Source organism: Thalassospira lucentensis (genome assembly GCF_050516545.1).
GTDB classification, from domain to species: Bacteria; Pseudomonadota; Alphaproteobacteria; order Rhodospirillales; family Thalassospiraceae; genus Thalassospira; species Thalassospira lucentensis_C.
Genome location: NZ_CP191544.1, coordinates 3,420,720 through 3,438,883, shown reverse-complemented (window position 1 = coordinate 3,438,883; position 18,164 = coordinate 3,420,720). Strand labels below are relative to the sequence as shown.

At 53.1% G+C, this 18,164-nt stretch carries 17 protein-coding genes and 1 pseudogene; 11 read left to right on the top strand and 7 right to left on the bottom strand.

The window, feature by feature from the left end; all coding sequences use genetic code 11:
- Positions 1-2: 2 nt before the first annotated feature.
- From ACQ0MK_RS15685 to ACQ0MK_RS15665, 5 genes and pseudogenes are all read left to right on the top strand, one after another.
- Entirely contained in the window at positions 3-1,010 is a 1,008-nt protein-coding gene (locus ACQ0MK_RS15685; protein ID WP_350048072.1) for an ABC transporter permease, read from the top strand.
- Positions 1,007-1,834, top strand: a complete 828-nt coding sequence (locus tag ACQ0MK_RS15680) for an ABC transporter permease (protein WP_430473397.1) — start codon at positions 1,007-1,009, stop codon at positions 1,832-1,834. The genes ACQ0MK_RS15685 and ACQ0MK_RS15680 overlap by 4 nt, the downstream gene beginning before the upstream one ends.
- Positions 1,827-3,458: an ABC transporter ATP-binding protein gene (locus tag ACQ0MK_RS15675; protein ID WP_430473396.1), complete on the top strand. Its 1,632-nt coding sequence runs from the start codon at positions 1,827-1,829 to the stop codon at positions 3,456-3,458. Before ACQ0MK_RS15680 ends, ACQ0MK_RS15675 begins: the two co-directional genes overlap by 8 nt.
- A gap of 102 nt (positions 3,459-3,560) precedes the next feature.
- Positions 3,561-5,567: a CocE/NonD family hydrolase gene (locus ACQ0MK_RS15670; RefSeq protein WP_430473395.1), complete on the top strand. Its 2,007-nt coding sequence runs from the start codon at positions 3,561-3,563 to the stop codon at positions 5,565-5,567.
- A gap of 102 nt (positions 5,568-5,669) precedes the next feature.
- Positions 5,670-6,247 (top strand): annotated as a pseudogene (locus ACQ0MK_RS15665) (transposase); the annotation flags it as partial.
- 173 nt (positions 6,248-6,420) lie between these two features.
- Here ACQ0MK_RS15665 and ACQ0MK_RS15660 read toward each other — a convergent pair.
- Entirely contained in the window at positions 6,421-6,876 is a 456-nt protein-coding gene (locus ACQ0MK_RS15660) for an META domain-containing protein (protein WP_430473394.1), read from the bottom strand.
- A gap of 312 nt (positions 6,877-7,188) precedes the next feature.
- On the opposite strand from ACQ0MK_RS15660, the gene ACQ0MK_RS15655 reads away from it, so the two are divergent.
- The 6 genes from ACQ0MK_RS15655 to ACQ0MK_RS15630 all read left to right on the top strand — a co-directional run bounded on the left by ACQ0MK_RS15655 (position 7,189) and on the right by ACQ0MK_RS15630 (position 12,796).
- Positions 7,189-8,184, top strand: a complete 996-nt coding sequence (locus ACQ0MK_RS15655; RefSeq protein WP_430473393.1) for an Ldh family oxidoreductase — start codon at positions 7,189-7,191, stop codon at positions 8,182-8,184.
- 301 nt (positions 8,185-8,485) lie between these two features.
- The gene (phnC, locus tag ACQ0MK_RS15650; protein WP_350041215.1) at positions 8,486-9,331 is read left to right on the top strand and encodes a phosphonate ABC transporter ATP-binding protein; all 846 of its coding nucleotides are present in this window, start codon (positions 8,486-8,488) and stop codon (positions 9,329-9,331) included.
- 70 nt (positions 9,332-9,401) lie between these two features.
- Positions 9,402-10,418, top strand: a complete 1,017-nt coding sequence (phnD, locus tag ACQ0MK_RS15645) for a phosphonate ABC transporter substrate-binding protein (RefSeq protein ID WP_350041216.1) — start codon at positions 9,402-9,404, stop codon at positions 10,416-10,418.
- Between the two features lie 69 nt (positions 10,419-10,487).
- The gene (phnE, locus tag ACQ0MK_RS15640) at positions 10,488-11,300 is read left to right on the top strand and encodes a phosphonate ABC transporter, permease protein PhnE (protein WP_430473392.1); all 813 of its coding nucleotides are present in this window, start codon (positions 10,488-10,490) and stop codon (positions 11,298-11,300) included.
- Positions 11,301-11,303: 3 nt separating this feature from the next.
- Positions 11,304-11,951 carry a chloramphenicol acetyltransferase gene (locus ACQ0MK_RS15635; RefSeq protein WP_430473391.1) on the top strand — a complete coding sequence of 216 codons (648 nt, stop codon included), beginning with the start codon at positions 11,304-11,306 and terminating at the stop codon, positions 11,949-11,951.
- A 146-nt stretch (positions 11,952-12,097) separates the two neighbouring features.
- Positions 12,098-12,796 carry a DUF1045 domain-containing protein gene (locus ACQ0MK_RS15630; protein WP_430473390.1) on the top strand — a complete coding sequence of 233 codons (699 nt, stop codon included), beginning with the start codon at positions 12,098-12,100 and terminating at the stop codon, positions 12,794-12,796.
- A 62-nt stretch (positions 12,797-12,858) separates the two neighbouring features.
- On the opposite strand, the gene phnN is transcribed toward ACQ0MK_RS15630, so the two are convergent.
- The 6 genes from phnN to ACQ0MK_RS15600 are packed head-to-tail and all read right to left on the bottom strand — an operon-like array spanning position 12,859 to position 18,162.
- Positions 12,859-13,464, bottom strand: coding sequence for a phosphonate metabolism protein/1,5-bisphosphokinase (PRPP-forming) PhnN (phnN, locus tag ACQ0MK_RS15625; protein ID WP_430473389.1), 606 nt, complete (start codon positions 13,462-13,464; stop codon positions 12,859-12,861).
- Positions 13,461-14,603 (bottom strand): alpha-D-ribose 1-methylphosphonate 5-triphosphate diphosphatase, encoded by a 1,143-nt coding sequence (locus ACQ0MK_RS15620; RefSeq protein ID WP_430473388.1) that lies wholly within the window; start codon positions 14,601-14,603, stop codon positions 13,461-13,463. Before ACQ0MK_RS15620 ends, phnN begins: the two co-directional genes overlap by 4 nt.
- Entirely contained in the window at positions 14,596-15,300 is a 705-nt protein-coding gene (gene phnL, locus ACQ0MK_RS15615) for a phosphonate C-P lyase system protein PhnL (protein WP_430473387.1), read from the bottom strand. Before phnL ends, ACQ0MK_RS15620 begins: the two co-directional genes overlap by 8 nt.
- A gap of 15 nt (positions 15,301-15,315) precedes the next feature.
- Entirely contained in the window at positions 15,316-16,098 is a 783-nt protein-coding gene (phnK, locus tag ACQ0MK_RS15610; RefSeq protein ID WP_430473386.1) for a phosphonate C-P lyase system protein PhnK, read from the bottom strand.
- Positions 16,098-17,024 (bottom strand): alpha-D-ribose 1-methylphosphonate 5-phosphate C-P-lyase PhnJ, encoded by a 927-nt coding sequence (locus tag ACQ0MK_RS15605; protein ID WP_430473385.1) that lies wholly within the window; start codon positions 17,022-17,024, stop codon positions 16,098-16,100. The genes phnK and ACQ0MK_RS15605 overlap by 1 nt, the downstream gene beginning before the upstream one ends.
- Before the next feature lie 4 nt (positions 17,025-17,028).
- Entirely contained in the window at positions 17,029-18,162 is a 1,134-nt protein-coding gene (locus ACQ0MK_RS15600) for a carbon-phosphorus lyase complex subunit PhnI (RefSeq protein ID WP_430473384.1), read from the bottom strand.
- Positions 18,163-18,164 lie beyond the last annotated feature (2 nt).

Below are 18,164 nucleotides of genomic sequence, written 5' to 3'. Positions count from 1 at the left end.
TCATGGCCAACCCTTTGGCCGGCGTGCACGCCGTGCGACACAGACTAAAAGAAACCCATCCATTGACGGTCCTGATCGTCGAACGACTGGGTTTGAGTTTGATGTTGCTTTGGGCTGTTTCAGTCCTGATTTTCGCAGGGGTAGAAGCCCTGCCGGGCGACTTTGCCCAAACCTATCTTGGTCAATCTGCCACACCGCAGGCAATTGCCAATATCCGGGCCGACCTTGGCCTTGATCGCCCGATCACCACCCGATATTTCGAATGGCTTGGCGGTGTTGTGCAGGGTGATTTCGGCAATAGCTGGGCCAGTGGCGCGCCGGTTACCGAACAAATCACCAAGCGCCTTGGCAATTCGTTGTTCCTGGCATTCTTTGCCGCAGCAATCTCTGTCCCGCTTGCCGTTGGCCTTGGCATGGTTGCCGTTCACTATCGCAACCGCATCCCCGACCGGGTCATCAACATCATCTCGCTTGCTGCAATCTCACTACCGGAATTCTTCATCGGCTATATTCTGATTGTGTTCTTCGCCGTACAGCTTGGTGTCGCGACCTTCCCGTCGACTGTGTATGACGGCATGACATGGTCCGAACGCATGGCCGCAATTGCCCTTCCGACCGCAACACTGGTTCTGGTGGTTCTCGCCCATATGATGCGCATGACCCGTGCCGCAATCATAAGCGTGATGTCATCGGCCTATATGGAAACGGCCGAGCTTAAGGGCCTTGGCGCTTTCAAGGCAATTGTCAAACATGCTGCGCCGAATGCCATCGCCCCGATCGTCAATGTGGTTGCGCTTAATCTGGCCTATCTGGTCGTTGGTGTTGTCGTGGTCGAGGTTGTCTTTGTCTATCCCGGCATGGGCCAATATATGGTCGATGCCGTGACGGTACGTGACATGCCCGTGGTTCAGGCCTGCGGCCTGATCTTTGCTGCGGTGTATATTCTGCTTAACATGGTGGCCGATCTTGTCGCCATTGTCGCCAATCCGAGACTGAGGCACCCGCGATGAGATTACGTGAAATCCCGCTGACTGCCTGGATCGGAATTCTGGGCATTGCATTTGCATTTTTCTGTGCTGTTTTCGCATCCCTGATCGCGCCCTTCGGGGAACGCGAAATTGTTGCGGGTGTTTGGGAACCGGCCAGTGACCTTTATCTTCTGGGTACCGACAATCTGGGTCGCGATTTGTTGTCGCGTCTTATTTACGGTGCACAGACAACCCTGTTCGTCTCGCTTGCAGCATCGATCCTTTCATTCTCGATCGGGATATTCCTAAGCTTCACGGCAGCGGTTTCCGGCGGTCCGATTGATCAGGGCCTGTCGCGATTAAACGACTTGATGATGTCGATCCCGACATTGATCTTTGCCCTCGTGGTTTTGGCCGTTTTGCCGCAAAACATCTTCATCCTGATTGCGGTGATGGCCATTTTGGATTCCACTCGTGTTTATCGACTGGGACGCGCTGTTGCACTTGACGTTGCTGTAATGGAATTTGTCGAAGCGGCCAAACTGCGCGGCGAAGGCCGGATGTGGATCATCTTCCGCGAAATCCTCCCCAATACGCTATCACCGCTTTTGGCAGAATTTGGTTTGCGTTTCGCATTCTCGATCCTGTTCCTGTCCACGCTTTCCTTCCTTGGCCTTGGCATTCAACCGCCTGCAGCCGATTGGGGTGGCATGGTCAAAGACAACAAGGACGGCATCATTTTCGGTATTCAGGCGGCCCTTATTCCCGGCGGCGCGATTGCCGCTTTGGCTGTTTGTGTGAATATGGTGGTCGACTGGTTGCTTAAACGTACGTCCAGCCTGAAAGGAGGACGCGGCGATGTCTGATCTTTTATCGGTACGCGATCTGCGCATTGGCGCGACCATCTTTCCACCGGGTGAAGACCCGCAGGATATTGAGATTGTCCATGGCATTTCCTTTGATCTGCAACGGGGCAAAGTCCTGGGCCTGATCGGGGAATCTGGTGCGGGAAAATCAACCATCGGCCTTGCTGCCCTTGCCTATGGCCGGGGGGGTGTTCGCATCACCGGCGGTCAGGTGATGCTGGATGGCAAAGATATCCTGACACTGAATAAAAAGGGTATCCGCAGCATTCGTGGTGCCCGCGTTTGTTATGTTGCACAATCAGCCGCAGCATCCTTTAACCCGGCGCACAAGCTGGGCGATCAGGTGATTGAAGGCGCACTTGAACACGGTCTTATGACCCGAGAAGAAGCCCGTGAACGGGCCAATTACCTGTTTGAAATCCTTGGCCTTCCTGATCCGCAGAACTTTGGCGATCGGTATCCTCATCAGGTTTCAGGCGGTCAATTGCAACGTGCAATGACGGCAATGGCGCTTTGCCCCAAACCGGAACTGATTGTCTTTGATGAACCGACCACCGCCCTTGATGTAACCACCCAGATTGACGTTCTGGCCGCCATCAAAAACGCGATCGACAAAACCGGAACTGCGGCCCTCTACATCACCCACGATCTGGCCGTTGTCGCCCAAATTTCCGATGACATCATGGTTCTGCGCAACGGGGATACGGTCGAATATGGTCCGGTCGCACAGATCATCGAAAACCCGCGCCAAGACTATACCAAGGCACTGGTCAATGTCCGTCAGACCAAGCTGGCCGAAGCCCGCGATCAGTCTGATGCGTTACTTAAGGTCGAAAACATTTCGGCGGCCTATGGCAATGGCGTGCAGGTTCTTCATGACGTATCGCTGCATGTACCACGCGGTCAAACCTTGGCCGTGGTTGGGGAATCTGGATCGGGCAAGTCAACCTTGGCCCGTGTGATTACCGGTCTTTTGCCCCCATTCGAAGGCAAAATTACCTTTGGCGACGATGAACTTTCAGCCGAACAAAAACATCGGTCCCGTGATCAATTACGCCGTATTCAGTTGATCTATCAAATGGCTGATACTGCTATGAACCCCCGTCAAACGGTGGGGCAGATCATTGGCCGACCGCTGCAATTCTATTTCGGTGTTCGCGGTGCGCAGCGCAAAGCAAAAGTCATCGAACTTCTTGATGAAATCGAGATGGGCGAAACTTTTTATGATCGTTATCCGGCCGAGCTTTCCGGTGGTCAAAAACAGCGCGTTGCAATTGCACGTGCCTTGGCTGCCAAGCCGGAATTGATCTTGTGCGATGAACCGACCTCGGCCCTTGATCCGTTGGTGGCCGAAGGCATTCTTGATTTGCTGATGCGCCTGCAAAAGAACTATCAGGTGTCCTATCTGTTCATCACCCATGACATTGCAATTGTCCGCGCGATTGCCGATTCTGTTGCCGTCATGCTGCAGGGCAAGCTGGTCGATTTCGGGCCACGCTCCGAAGTCCTTAACCCGCCATTTGACGATTACACCGATCTTCTGTTGAAATCGGTGCCGGAAATGGAACTGGGATGGCTGGAAAAGGTTCTTGCCACGCGCAAAATGGAAAGTGCCGGCCACTAAAACCGGCCCCAACATAGATAAAAGGCGGCCCCGTCAAACGGGCCGCCTTTTCTGATAACCCACCATAATACAGTCAACATCAGCCCCAAAGGACGCCCCACAATGTCCGGACGCGACTATCACGTTATTGAAAACACCTTCATCACACTTGCCGATGGCACCCGCCTTGCGGCCCGCATATGGATGCCAGACGGCACAGAAACCGACCCGGTTCCCGCCGTTTTTGAATTCCTGCCCTATCGCAAGGGCGATGGCACCTGTGCGCGCGACGAAGCAACCTATCCTGAATTTGCCAAGGCCGGCATTGCCGGTGTGCGGATTGATATCCGTGGATCAGGTGAATCAGATGGTGTTATTGACGGCGAATATAGCGAACTTGAACTGGCCAATGCGTGCGAGTTGATCGCATGGATCGCCGATCAGTCATGGTGCAACGGATCGGTCGGGATGATGGGAATTTCCTGGGGTGGGTTTAACTGCCTGCAGGTTGCTGCCCTGAACCCGCCCGCCCTTAAGGCGGTGATTTCCATCGCATCAACGGTGGACCGCTATAACGACGACATTCACTATAAAAATGGCTGTCAGTTGGCTGTGCAATTGTCTTGGGCGGCCACCATGCTGGCCTATCAATCGCGCACACCTGACCCGGATCTGGTTGGTGATGACTGGCGGGCAATGTGGTTACATCGCCTTAAGGGTGAGCCATTCTTTATGGAAGAATGGCTCGCCCACCAAACCCGCGATGAATTCTGGAAACATGCTTCAATCTGCGAAGATTTTGACGCGGTAAAAATCCCGTCCATGGTTCTGGCCGGTTGGGCGGATGGCTATCGCAACACCCCGGTGCGGGCGATTGAAGGCATGCCAGACCGTGCCAAGGCGCTGATTGGTCCGTGGGTGCATAAATACCCGCACTTCGCCTGGCCCAAGCCGCGCGCAGACTTCACGGGCGAGGCCATCAAATGGTGGAACAAATGGCTGCGTGGTGAGGACAATGGCGTTGAAAACCTGCCTCAGATGCGCGCCTATATCCTTGACGGGGTTAAACCCGCCCCCCGCCGCGATTTTGATCCGGGATTCTGGATTGCCAAAGACAACTGGACCACGCCGGAAACAAGCACGCTTTATGTTTCAGATGGCAAGCTGTCCTTTGAGGCAGGGGATGAAACAAACCCGGCGGCGGACATATATCTGAAATCACCGCTAGATACCGGGACGGCATCGGGGGAATATTTCACACTGAAACCTGATGCCGAAATGGCAATTGATCAGCGCAGCGACGATGCCGGATCACTGGTCTTTGAAACCACCCCACTTGAAGCCGAAATCGATCTTTTAGGGCGCCCGGCTCTAAACATTGATCTGGCATGTGACGCCGATTGGTCAAACCTGTGTGCGCGTCTGGTTGATGTCCATCCCGATGGCACGGCAACCCGTGTGTCATTCGGGGTCTTAAACCTTGCGCATCGTGATCTGGATGCGAATTACGCCGATCCCAAACCGATGCCCCATGGTCAGAAAGTCCCCATCACGCTAACCCTTGATGCCTGCGGATATCGTTTTAAGCCCGGACACCGTATTCGTTTGTCCCTCTCGACATCCTATTGGCCAATGATCTTGCCGCCACCCTTTGATGCCGGGCTTAGCATTGCACCATCCTCAATCCGTTTTGATCTGCCATTGCTTGGCGAACACCAAAAGATCACGGTCAAGGAACCTGACAACCCTGATCCGCTGCCACGCTATATCGAACATAAACCCAGCCGGACCGAACGCAGTGTTCAGCGCAATCTGACGCAAAACGAAACGCGCTATCGGATCTATGAAGATACCGGTTTGTTCGAACATCCCGGTTCACGCCTTGCAACCCGCGAAGTCCGCAGTGAAACTTGGGAAATCAATCCGCTTGATCCCAATTCGATGCGCGGTGAAGCCGCATGGACATGCGATCTGGAACGTGATGACTGGTCTGTCAGAACCGACTGTCACGCCGAACTAAGCTGTGATCGCGATAATTGGTATGTATCGGCATGGGTGATTGCCTATGAAGGCAGTGATCCGATTTTTGAAAAGAAATGGGGAAAAGCCATTCCCCGCAATTTCATGTAATCCGCCAAACGATCCTCAGAACAAAACAAGGGCCGGTTATCCGGCCCTTCAGACTGCAGACAAAGTCCTCGCCAAGAGCGGTGACTTTTGATTCAATGGGGCATGCTGAAAAAGAAAGAACCCCATCAGGAAGAACTGGAAATGGTGACACTGTCATCTCTGGTGCCGTCCGATCATTTGCTGCGCAAGATTGATGCGGTGATTGATTTCAGTTTCATCCATGATCGGGTGGCACATTTGTATTGTGCGAATAACGGACGCCCCGCACTTGATCCGGTGATGTTGTTCAAGATGCTGTTTGTCGGCTATCTGTTTGGCATTCGCTCGGAACGGCAATTGATGCGCGAGATCGAGGTCAATGTTGCCTATCGTTGGTTCTTGCATCTTCGCCTGACCGACAAGGTGCCAGATGCCAGCACGATCAGTCAGCACCGTCGACGGCGTTTTAACAACAGCGAGATTTATCAGGACATCTTTGACGAGATTGTCGAGCAGGCGATCCGGGTCGGCCTGATTGATGGCACGGTGCTCTATAGTGACAACACACACCTTAAGGCCAGTGCGAACAAGAACAAGTTTGACCGGCATGTGGTCGAGAAATCGCGTGCGGATTATCTTGCTGCCTTGATACTGATATTGCCAAGGATCGGGCCGATCATGGCAAGAAGCCGCTCAACCGGTTCTGACGGTCATCACCAGTCTAAATCTGATTTTAACCACAAAACCCAAAAACACTGGTCAACAATCCAATACAAAACCCCGCATCAAAAAGACGGGGTTCGTCAGCAGTCTGAGGCGCCATATGGCGCCATTCTTTATGTTCAGTCGCAGCGTGATTGAGATGGCCAGAAACTTAAGGTGCGCTTGGAGTAAATTTCATCACAGCTTTGCCGTTGCTATCGCTAAGTACCAGCATACCGTCTGAAACCTGCCAGTTGGCAACTTGTCCGGTCGCATTGTTAAAGGCATTCTCGACGTTCATCGCAGTGTTGATACAGGCCATTCTGGTTGCACCAAGTGGCGAGAATGTCAGGTTCTCTGCGTTTTGGGTATATGTGCCAAAATAGCTGTTACAGCCGTTTGACCCGCTGACCTTCCCGTCATCGGCAAAATGGGCACTGGCAGTCACAGGTGCCGTCGGGCTGAGCATTTTATCCCGATCCACCACCATCGTGAGTTGCCAGTCCTTGCCGGTGACAGATGACCAGTCACTTGCCATATCGTTTTGGCCGGTGGTGTTGCACGCCGCCAGTAACAGGGCGGCTGAAAGTGCGATGGAAGAAAGCATCATCGGTTTAACGCTGAACATATTTGAATTCCTGTGTTTGATCGCAGTCCCATACGATCATTGAAATCAATCTTGTGTGCTTCAGATTAAGCCAAGCAGCATTTTGACAGCACGTGTAAGTAAGGTTCGGGCAGGGTGATGCATGTTTAGGGCGAGATTTTAGCACAGTGTCAGATATTTTTAAGGGGCGGTTATGTGCTGTGAAACCTATGGCGCATATGAAAACATCTTTGCCTGATGGCCGATCATGGGACTATGTTTGCAACAGGCTCTAAACCACCTGCCATCCTTTGCCAAAATCCCGCAATATCCAAAACCCAAGGTCCCATCACGATGAAGATTTCCCTGTCTGATGCCCACGCGCTTGTCAGCAACACCTTGATGCGCTGCAATGTAAGTCAAGATAATGCGGCCTCGGTTGCAACCGCGCTGGTTGCGGCTGAGGCATCCGGGCAGGGCGGACATGGTTTCCGGCGCGTTCCGGCATATTCCGCACAAGCCCGGGCTGGTAAGGTTGACGGGGTTGCCGTGCCACAGGCGGAAAAGCCCGCACCGGGTGTTTTGCGGATTGATGCGCAGCATGGGTTTGCCTATCCGGCACTTGATCTGATGATGGATCACTTACCCGATATGGCCCGCAAGCAGGGGATTGCGATTGCCTCTATATATAAGTCACATCATGCGGGGGTGATGGGCCTGACGGTGGAACGTCTCGCACAACGGGGTTTGGCCGCGATGATGTTTGCAAATGCGCCGGCTGCGATGGCGGCATGGGGTGGGCGGCGACCAATGTTTGGCACCAATCCGATTGCCTTTGGTGTACCGGTCGGTACTGCCGGTGATCCGATCATTATTGATTTGGCCCTGTCAAAAGTGGCGCGGGGCAAGATCATGGCAGCCAAGCAAAAGGGTGTGGCCATTCCTGATGACTGGGCGTTTGATCCGGATGGCAATCCAACAACGGACCCGGTCAAGGCATTGGACGGCACAATGGTTCCTGCGGGCGGGGTAAAGGGTGCTGCCCTTGCCATGATGGTTGAACTTCTTGCTGCCGGACTGACGGGTGCACAGTTTGGTCATCAGTCATCGTCGTTGTTCGATGATAAAGGCAAGCCACCGGCATTGGGGCAAATGATCATTGCAATTGATCCCGCAGCATCGGGTGGGCCGGGGGTGAGTGAACACCTTGCTGAAATTGCCAACGCACTTGCTGCGGAAGAGGGCGTTCGTCTTCCGGGGCGTCGGGGAAAGTCAGCGCGTCTTGCGGCAGAAGCGGATGGAATTGAAATCGAAGAAGACGTGATCGCAGCAATCGAAGAACTTAAGTAGTTTGTCATTTATGAGGTAACTGGTTTGCAGTGCGCACTATAAATTGTGTGTGTTTTTTTATTGTACACTTAAATATTGAATATTTTCACATAATTTATCTTGGATAATCATGTTTTGTTACAGTTCTTGTTTAAATAACTCGTTTGAGTATTTGTTCTAATACTTGATGTATAGACAAGTTTGATTGTTATCCGGAGAATTTAGCTGCCGTAATCATTGAACTGTAACATCAGTGTCACCGTAGAGTCGCCGTTCATGCGTAGTTTCATCTTCCAGCGAAACACATGCAGGCGATTCTTTGATGCTGGTTGTAGATATCTCTGGACTGAACAAAAGCTTTACCCGTGACAAGCGTGCGCTGAATGGCGTCAAGCTGCAGGTGCGGGAAGGCGAAATGGTGGCGCTGATTGGTGCATCGGGTTCAGGAAAATCCACGCTTATCCGTCACATTGCAGGTTTGCTGCGCGGCGATCGTGATGGCGGCAAAATTGTCGTGTTTGGCGAAACCATTCAGGAAAACGGCAAAATTTCCCGCGGGGCACGCAAAGTCCGGGCGGAAATTGGCGTTGTTTTCCAACAATTCAACCTTGTAAGCCGTTTGACGGTTATGACCAATGTGCTGATGGGCCTGTTGGGCCGTGTGCCATCATGGCGCGGGTCACTTTGCCTGTTTACCAAGGCGGAAAAAATGCGCGCGATGAACGCACTTCATCGTGTGGGCATTGATGGCCATGCCAGCAAAAAGGCCCGTAATCTTTCCGGTGGTCAGCAACAGCGTGCGGCGATTGCGCGGACCATCACACAGGGTGCGCGTCTGATCCTTGCGGATGAGCCGATTGCGTCGCTTGACCCGGCATCCTCGCGCAAGGTGATGAACACACTTGATCGCGTAAACCGCGAAGACAACGTGACCGTTATCGTTTCTCTTCATCAGGTTGATTACGCCAAGGATTACTGCAAACGTACCATCGCCATGCGCGATGGTGAAGTCGTATTTGACGGGCCTTCAACCCAGTTGACGCCGGAATTCCTGCACGAACTTTACGGCGAATATTCTTCCGAGCTTTTTGCGGATGGTTCTGATGACACCGACATGCCGGTGAAGGAAGCCGTCGCAGAAAAGGCACTGGCTAAAGCAATGAGCTAGCCGGGCCAGTTTTCATGACTGCCTTACCTCTTTGAAATCATGTCTAACCAAATCTGACAGGGGACTTCTTATGAACGTTAAGACAATTGCATCCGCAGCATTTGCAGCCACGATGCTGGCATCTGTTGTTGCCAAAGCCGATGTTGAATTCAAGCCGCTTGAAAAAGACCCGGAAACCCTCGTTTTCGGTTTCATCTCGACTGAGTCCAGTTCCAATCTGAAAGCCCAATGGCAGCCGATGATTGACGACATGGAAGAAGCACTCGGTATGGAAATTGAGGCATTCTTCGCACCAGATTATGCCGGTATCATCGAAGGCATGCGTTTTGGCAAGGTTCACGTTGGCTGGTTCGGCAACAAGTCGGCAATGGAAGCTGTTGACCGTGCAGGCGGTGAAGTTTTCGTTCAGACGACCAAGGCAGATGGCACTGACGGCTATTTTTCCCACATCATCACCCAGGCAAGTAACGACAAGGTCAAAACCCTTGAAGACATGCTCAAATGTGATGGTTCGCTGAATTTCGGTATTGGTGATCCGAACTCGACCTCGGGCTTCCTGGTTCCGTCTTACTATGTGTTTGCCAAAAACGGTGTTGACCCGAAAGAGTGCTTCAAAACCGTCCGTAACGCGAACCACGAAACCAACCTGATGGCGACTGCCAACAGTCAGGTTGATGTTGCTGCCAACAATTCCGAGCAGCTTGCACGTACCAAGATGGTCAAACCGGAAGTTACCGATAAAGTTCGTGTTATCTGGACCTCGCCGCTGATCCCGTCTGACCCGATGGTTTATCGTAAAGACATGTCGCGCGACCTGAAATCCGAAATCAAGGCGTTCTTCCTTGGTTACGGCCGTATGGGCGACACGGTTGCTGCGGAAAAAGTTCTGTCGGGTATTCAGGATGGCATGGGTAAATTCATGGAAAGCTCCAACGCGCAGCTTTACCCGATCCGTCAGCTTGCCCTGTTCAAAGACAAGTTGAAAATCCAGAACACCGAAGAGCTTTCTGCTGAAGAAAAAGCAGAGCGTGTTGCTGAGATCGACAAGAAACTGGCTGAACTCGACGTTCTGGTTTCTTACCAGTAATCGGCCTTTCGACAGGGAGTGCACCACAAGTGCGCTCCCTGTTTGCATTTACCATCCGGGATTAACACGATGAATAGCAGCATTTCTTCCGCATCATCTGCCGCAACGGAACTTCCGCCGCGTGACCTTAAACGGTCGGCAACGAGCTTCCTGCTTTGGGCGATTGTTCTTGGCCTTCTGGCCTGGTCATGGGAAGGGGCGGATATGCGCCCGATGTCGCTGATTGAAAACAGCGGCAACATGGTCGACTTTGCCGATGGCTTCTTCCCGCCTGATTTTCTGATGTGGAAGATGTATGTCGAAGAAATGTGGATCACCATCCAGATCGCGATCTGGGGAACGGCATTGTCTATCGTCTGTTCCATTCCGTTTGGCATTCTAAGTTCGGAAAACATTGTTCCGGTCTGGGTATATCAGCCGGTACGTCGCCTGATGGATTCCTTCCGTGCGATCAACGAAATGGTCTTTGCCATGCTGTTCGTGGTGGCCGTCGGTCTTGGTCCGTTTGCCGGTGTTCTTGCGCTTTGGATTCATACAACCGGTGTTTTGGCCAAACTGTTTTCCGAGGCGGTTGAGGCCATTGACCCTGAACCGGTTGAAGGCATTCGGGCAACCGGTGCCAACGCGCTGCAGGAAGTGATCTTTGGCGTTATCCCCCAGGTCTTGCCACTTTGGATTTCCTATTCGCTTTACCGGTTTGAATCCAATGTCCGTTCGGCAACCGTTCTTGGCATCGTTGGTGCGGGTGGTATCGGCATGGTTCTGTGGGAATATATCCGCGGGTTCTATTATGCGGAAACGGCTGCTGTCATGATCATCATCATCATTTCGGTCAGTTTGCTCGATATGGTTTCACAGCGTCTGCGTAAACTGGTGACCTGATCCATGAGCTTTCATATCACGCAGGCCAAACCGGCCATGAAGGCATTGTCACAGGAACCGACCATTGATCAGACAGCTATCGTTGTAGATTGCGACATGGGGATGTGGACCGAAGTTGGTCCGCGTACCTCGGTCCGGGAAACCAAAATGGATGATTATTCCTATGTCGTGAATGACAGCGAAATCATCTATTCCGACATTGGCAAGTTTGTAAATATCGCGGCCCATACCCGGATCAATCCGGGGCAACATCCGATGGACCGGGCATCGATGCATCACTTTCAATATCGTTCCAGCGCCTATGAGTTGGGGGACGATGACCCAAGCTTTTTCGACTGGCGTCGGGAAAAGCGGGTGAAGCTAGATCACGACGTATGGATTGGTCACGGGGCGATTGTTCAAGGCGGGGTAACGATCGGGATTGGATCGGTCGTTGGATCCGGTGCGGTGGTGACGAAAGACGTCGCCCCCTACACGATTGTAACGGGTGTTCCGGCCGCACCGCTGCGACCACGGTTTGAGGCCGATATCATCGATGCCCTGTTGCGCATTCGATGGTGGGACTGGAGCCATGAAATGCTGCGCGAAAGTCTGAACGATTTTCGCAGGCTTCCAGTTCGGGAATTTTGCCTGAAATACGATACGATCTAAGGGATCATATTTCATGGATGCGCTGAAACATATGCCGGAGGTAAAGTGACCTCCGGCATTTTTCTTCAATTTCAAAGTTGCCTTGCATCACCAAGATTCCCAAACTGCATCTACGTTGTTCAAAGCCAGCCTTTCAAAGAGTTTTCATGACCGATTTTCAACGTTATGCGATCTATTTTGCCCCAAACCCGCAAAGTGCCCTTGGGCAGTTTGGGGATGCCTGGCTTGGCCGGGATTGCATCAGTGGTGCTGATGTTGCGCGACTGAACGTCGATGGTCTTGATCCCGGCGAGATTGCCACGGCGACAACATCGCCGGTGCGGTATGGTTTTCACGGCACCTTGAAACCGCCGTTTGCCCTGCGGCCCGGTTACAGTCGTTCGGATCTGGAAGCGGCGATCAACGCATGTTGTGCAAAGATTGCACCGGTTTTGTGCGGACCTTTGACGTTGAAAGCCATCGGGCGTTTCTTGGCGTTGGTGCCGACCGATCCGGTTGCGCCATCGGGTGATCTGGCGGCGTCTTTGGTCCGGGGTCTTGATGGTTTTCGTGAACCGGAAGATGAAGCGGCGATGAATAAACGCCGTGCGGTGGGGCTGACAGATCGGCAGGAAGCTTATCTGACCCAGTGGGGTTATCCTTATGTGATGGAAGAATTCCGTTTCCATCTGACCCTGACCAACAAGCTTGAAACCGATCAGGTCTGCCGGTTTGAAAACGCCCTTAAACCGGTTGTCGGACCTCTGTGCAAAGATCCATTTGCAATCGCGGATGTCTGCCTGTTTGGTGATCCGGGGGGCGGTAAACCTTTCCGGCTTTTAAGCCGGTTCGCCCTGACGGGATAACAAAAATGCTGCAGCAAAACACTGCAGCATTTTTTGTGAAATAGAGTGGCCCGGATCGAACGTTACGCCCGATTGGCAATCGGCATGGGCATTTCAACGGCTTCGATGAACCGCGTAATCCCGGTTTCCAAATCCCCGTCATTATCGACATGGACGATATTGTCGCCATCCACATGATAGGCGGATGCACGGGCCAAGCGGCGTTCGATATCAAGGGCATCTTCACGCCCGCGGGCATGAAGGCGTTGGCGCAACACATCAATATTGGCGCGGATGCTGACCACCCGGACATTGTCCCGACCGACAAGACTATGGGCATCGTCAATCACGCTGCGTGATACATTGACGATGACTGTCTTGCCCGATGCCACATCATCCTGAACATGGCGTGGGATGCCATAGCACAGATTATGTGCCTTCCAGCTCAGCAGAAAGGCACCTTGTCGTGCCATCTGACCGAAATCTTCCGGCCGAACGGGAATATGGGCTTCCCCAATTGCGCCGGCTGGACGGGTGATGCAGCGGCGCGGAAAGCAAATATGGGGGGTGTTGCTCAGACGATCGCGCGCTGCATCAAGAAGCGTGTCCTTGCCGACCCCGCTGGGGCCGACAACGAGGACAAGAAGTCCAGATTGGGGGGCGCCATCTTTTGCATGGCGCCCGGTCATGATACGCGCCGACCTTGACGCCAGACACCGCGCACGATCGGGTGATGCGGTGAATGATGCACCCGGATCAGATCACCGCGTTTGCCAATCGCAATTTCACCGCGATCGGTCAGGCCAACATGGGTTGCCGGGTTGAGGGAAATGGTGCGAATGGCGCGGGGTAAATCATACCCGTCAAAGTCATCAAACAGCTTCATCGCACCATGCAGCAAGCTGTGCGGGACATAGTCGCTGGAAATAATGTCAAGATAACCGTTCCTGGCCAGATCACCGGCGGCAACGTTGCCACTATGTGATCCCCCACGCACAAGGTTCGGTCCACCCATCATGACGCCAAGCCCACCTTCATGGGATGCCTTTGCTGCCTCAAGGGTTGTCGGGAACTCTGCCACGGTCATTTTATCTTCAACCGCCTCGGCCACATGGGCCGTTGTCGCGTCATCATGACTTGCAAGGGCAAGACCCTTGGCATGGGCGGTTTCGACAACATGACGGCGATGCTTTACCGAATAAAGTTCGGCATCGCGTTTACGCGTCGCGATGAATTTGCGCATCTCTTCATCGTTCAGGCCATATTTCCCCTGATAGTAGGTGTAATAGGCATCCAGACTGACAAACTGGCGCTGCCCCGGTGTGTGATCCATCACCGACAGCATTTTGACCAATGGCATATCGACAAGTTTGCCAAGGGCCTCGATCATACCGGGGAAAGATGTTTCACAGCGCAGATGCAATTTATGGTCGGCACGCAAAAGATCATTGTCCTGCGCATGGCCAAGGGCCTCGACCGATTCAACCAACCGAACAATCCGCTCGGACCCTTCATTGACATCGCCAATCGATACAGCATCAAACACCGTGGTAATTCCGGCACTGGCAACCTGATTGTCATGCGCAACCACGGCAGCCGTGGCGGGCCAGCGGGTTTTAGGGCGCGGGGTCAGGTGTTTGTCGAGATTATCGGTATGAAGTTCGACCAGACCGGGCATCAGGTAATCCCCGCCCATGTCTTCCGCCCCCGGAAGGTTGGAAGGCCGGTCGGAAACATCCGTGATCAGGCCGTCTTTGACCTGAACCGAACCGTCAATGACTTCATTGGCCAGAACAAGTTTGGCGTTGGTAAAAATCTGTTCAGTCATTGGCCCCAACTTTAAACGAAGTCACATCAAACGACCCGGTGCAGACGGCATCACGGGTCTCGTGGTCATGGAAAATGCCGGCAATGGCGGCACCGCGTTTCTTGGCTTCTTCAATCAATTCCAGAACAGTGGCACGATTTTGGGCGTCAAGCGATGCGGTCGGTTCATCAAGCAGCATGATCGGATAATCGGCAATGAAGCCGCGCGCAATATTCACACGTTGCTGCTCCCCACCCGAAAAGGTCAATGGGGAAAGCTGCCACAGACGTTCAGGGATACGGAGGCGGGTTAAAAGATCACGCGCCTTATCCATTGCAGCTTCGCGTGATGTGCCCAATGCGACAAGTGGTTCAGCGACAATTTCAAGGGTTGGAACACGCGGGATCACACGCAAGAACTGGCTGACATAGCCCAATGTGCGTTTGCGAACATCAAGGATCGAATGCGGGTTTGCTGTGGTCAGGTCAAGCCAGCCGCCATCATGAAGAACCTTGATGGAGCCTTGTGAACATGTGTAATTGGCATAAAGCATGCGCATGAAGGTACTTTTTCCCGATCCGGATTCCCCGGTCAGCACGATGCATTCCCCGGCCGACAGGCCAAATTCCACGCCTTCAAAAACCGGAATTGTCACGCTGCCTTGGGTATGGAGCGTAAAGCTTTTGGCGACGTTATGAGCATGAAGCATTTCAGACATTTTCTGCGCCCCGGTCTAGTTCTGAAGAATGGAAGAAACAAGCAGCTGGGTATAGGCATGCTGCGGGTCATCAAGGACCTGATCGGTCAGGCCATGTTCAATGACCTTACCCTGTTGCATCACCATCAGCCGGTGCGACAGAAGACGTGCGACCGCCAAGTCATGGGTCACGATAATCACCGCCAGATTAAGGTCGTGAACCAGCCCGCGCAGCAGATCGAGCAATCTGGCCTGAACAGAGACATCCAGGCCACCCGTGGGTTCGTCCATGAAGACGAGGCGCGGGCTGGTTACGAGGTTACGGGCAATCTGCAGACGTTGCTGCATCCCCCCCGAAAAAGTTGACGGCAAATCATCAAGGCGTTCAGACGCGATTTCGACCTTGCCCAGCCAGTTATCGGCATTTTGGCGAATATTGCCGTAATGACGATCCCCGATGGCCATCAGGCGTTCACCGATATTGGCCCCGGCACTGACATTCATCCGAAGACCGTCGCGCGGGTTCTGATGCACGAACGCCCAATCGGTGCGCATCAAAAGGCGGCGCTGGGCTTCGGACATCTGATAGACATCACGGGTGCCATCAATGCGGGTTTGATATTCAACAATGCCTTTGGTCGGTTCCTGCTGGGCAGAAATGCTGCGCAGCAAAGTTGACTTGCCAGAACCGGATTCTCCAACAATGCCAAGAACTTCACCCGGACGGAGTTCAAAGCTGACATCCTTACAGCCAACCCGGTCACCATACATCATGGTCAGGTTGTCAACGTGCAGAAGCGGATCATTCATGCTGGTCATTATTCTGCTGCCTTTCCGCTCTGGGAGCTGCCAAGGGGTTGGTCATGATGTTGCTGGCCGCGATGGCCTGCTTCCTGGCGTTCTGCGCAGTAATCGGTGTCGGAACAGACAAACATGCGGTTGCCCTTGTCATCGAGGATGACTTCATCAAGGTAACTGTCACGTGCGCCGCACATACCGCATTCATCTTCCCAGGTCTGGATGTCAAACGGATGATCTTCGAAATCGAGGCTTTTGACCTTGGTGTAAGGTGGGAGGGCGTAGATGCGTTTTTCACGCCCGGCACCAAACAACTGCAAGGCCGCCATATCGTTCATTTTCGGGTTATCAAACTTGGGTGTCGGGGACGGATCCATGACATAGCGATCATCAACCATCACCGGATAGGCATAGGTGGTTGCGATGTGACCGTGACGCGCAATGTCTTCATACAATTTCACATGCATCAGGCCATATTCTTCAAGCGCATGCATTTTCCGTGTTTCGGTTTCACGTGGCTCAAGGAAACGAAGCGGTTCTGGGATCGGCACCTGATAGACAAGGATCTGATCTTCGCGCAGTTCCTTTTCTGGAATGCGGTGGCGGGTCTGAATGATCGATGCCTCGGCGGTTTTTTCCGTGGTGGCAACATTGGCGGTCTTGGCAAAGAACTGACGGATCGACACCGCATTGGTGGTGTCATCTGCGCCCTGATCAATGACCTTCAATGTATCATCCGGGCCAATGACGGCGGCAGTCACCTGAACGCCACCCGTGCCCCAGCCATAGGGCATAGGCATTTCACGACCGGCGAACGGCACCTGATATCCCGGAATTGCAACGGCTTTAAGCAATGCACGCCGGATCATGCGTTTGGTTTGTTCATCAAGATAGGCGAAGTTATAGGCCGTTGCCCCATCCGCCGGATTATATGCAGTTTGTTCCATGGGATTACTCCGCGGCTTTGGGTTGGGATTTGGCGTCTTCGTCGTCAAGCTTGGCAAGGCGTTCTTCGACTTCGGTCCGCATGCGGCGCACCAGTTCAAGTTCACCCTGGAAATCGACATAGTGCGGCAGCTTGATATGTTCGACAAAGCCGGTGGATTGCACATTGTCGCTATGTTCCATAACGAACTCGCTATCCTGTGCCGGGCCCATGATCTGTTCGCCCATTTCATTGGCGCGCATGGCCCGGTCAACCAGTGCCATCGAAATGGATTTGCGTTCGTTTTGACCAAACACCAAGCCATATCCACGGGTGAATTGCGGCAGTTTGGTTTTCGATCCTTTGAACTTATTGACCGTTTCACATTCGGTCAGTTCGATATCGCCAATATCAATCGCAAAGCCAAGTTCTTCGGGCTCGATTTCGACCGATACCGTGCCATAGCGGATTTCACCAACAAAGGCGTGGCTGTTGGCGTAACCGCGCTGGGTGGAATACCCCAATGCCAGAACGAAACCTTCGTCGCCTCGCGACAAGTTTTGCAGGCGCAGATCGCGACCTGCCGGGAATTTAACCGGTTCACGGGTTAGATCGGCAACCGGGGCATTTTCATCGACCGGGGTCGGTTCATCCTGAATCAGGCCTTCGTAATTCAGGATATCATCCAGAACACGTGGCATATTTTCATCAACCGGGAAATCACCGCTTGGTGCGTCGGCCGGTTCTTGGCCATTGGCCATCAGGGTGAAGTCCAAAAGTCGGTGGGTATAGTCAAAGGTCGGGCCCAAAATCTGCCCGCCCGGAAGATCTTTAAAGGTTGCGGAAATACGGCGCGATATGTCCATTTCTGCCGTTTTGATCGGCTTTGAAAAGGCAAAGCGCGGCAAGGTCGTGCGATAGGCGCGCATCAGGAAGATGGCCTCGATCAAGTCACCGCGGCCCTGTTTGATGGCAAGGGCGGCAAGATCGCGGTCATAAAGCGACCCTTCGGCCATAACGCGCGTTACCGACAGTGAAAGTTGTTGTTCGATCTGATCGGTTTCGATTTCGGTGACGTCTTTATCGCCCCGGCGCTGTTCTGCCAGCAACCGGTGGGCATTGTTGATGGCACGTTCGCCACCTTTAACGGCAACATACATGA

Bases quoted from the DNA above. Each gene is read 5' to 3' on its own strand.
- ACQ0MK_RS15600 (WP_430473384.1), bottom strand. From the start codon at position 18,162: ATGTATGTTGCCGTTAAAGGTGGCGAACGTGCCATCAACAATGCCCAC.
- ACQ0MK_RS15680 (WP_430473397.1), top strand. From the start codon at position 1,007: ATGAGATTACGTGAAATCCCGCTGACTGCCTGGATCGGAATTCTGGGC.
- phnC (WP_350041215.1), top strand. From the start codon at position 8,486: ATGCTGGTTGTAGATATCTCTGGACTGAACAAAAGCTTTACCCGTGAC.
- ACQ0MK_RS15630 (WP_430473390.1), top strand. From the start codon at position 12,098: ATGACCGATTTTCAACGTTATGCGATCTATTTTGCCCCAAACCCGCAA.
- ACQ0MK_RS15660 (WP_430473394.1), bottom strand. From the start codon at position 6,876: ATGTTCAGCGTTAAACCGATGATGCTTTCTTCCATCGCACTTTCAGCC.
- ACQ0MK_RS15670 (WP_430473395.1), top strand. From the start codon at position 3,561: ATGTCCGGACGCGACTATCACGTTATTGAAAACACCTTCATCACACTT.
- ACQ0MK_RS15620 (WP_430473388.1), bottom strand. From the start codon at position 14,603: ATGACTGAACAGATTTTTACCAACGCCAAACTTGTTCTGGCCAATGAA.
- phnE (WP_430473392.1), top strand. From the start codon at position 10,488: ATGAATAGCAGCATTTCTTCCGCATCATCTGCCGCAACGGAACTTCCG.
- ACQ0MK_RS15675 (WP_430473396.1), top strand. From the start codon at position 1,827: ATGTCTGATCTTTTATCGGTACGCGATCTGCGCATTGGCGCGACCATC.
- phnD (WP_350041216.1), top strand. From the start codon at position 9,402: ATGAACGTTAAGACAATTGCATCCGCAGCATTTGCAGCCACGATGCTG.
- phnK (WP_430473386.1), bottom strand. From the start codon at position 16,098: ATGACCAGCATGAATGATCCGCTTCTGCACGTTGACAACCTGACCATG.
- ACQ0MK_RS15685 (WP_350048072.1), top strand. From the start codon at position 3: ATGGCCAACCCTTTGGCCGGCGTGCACGCCGTGCGACACAGACTAAAA.
- phnN (WP_430473389.1), bottom strand. From the start codon at position 13,464: ATGACCGGGCGCCATGCAAAAGATGGCGCCCCCCAATCTGGACTTCTT.
- ACQ0MK_RS15655 (WP_430473393.1), top strand. From the start codon at position 7,189: ATGAAGATTTCCCTGTCTGATGCCCACGCGCTTGTCAGCAACACCTTG.
- ACQ0MK_RS15605 (WP_430473385.1), bottom strand. From the start codon at position 17,024: ATGGAACAAACTGCATATAATCCGGCGGATGGGGCAACGGCCTATAAC.
- phnL (WP_430473387.1), bottom strand. From the start codon at position 15,300: ATGTCTGAAATGCTTCATGCTCATAACGTCGCCAAAAGCTTTACGCTC.
- ACQ0MK_RS15635 (WP_430473391.1), top strand. From the start codon at position 11,304: ATGAGCTTTCATATCACGCAGGCCAAACCGGCCATGAAGGCATTGTCA.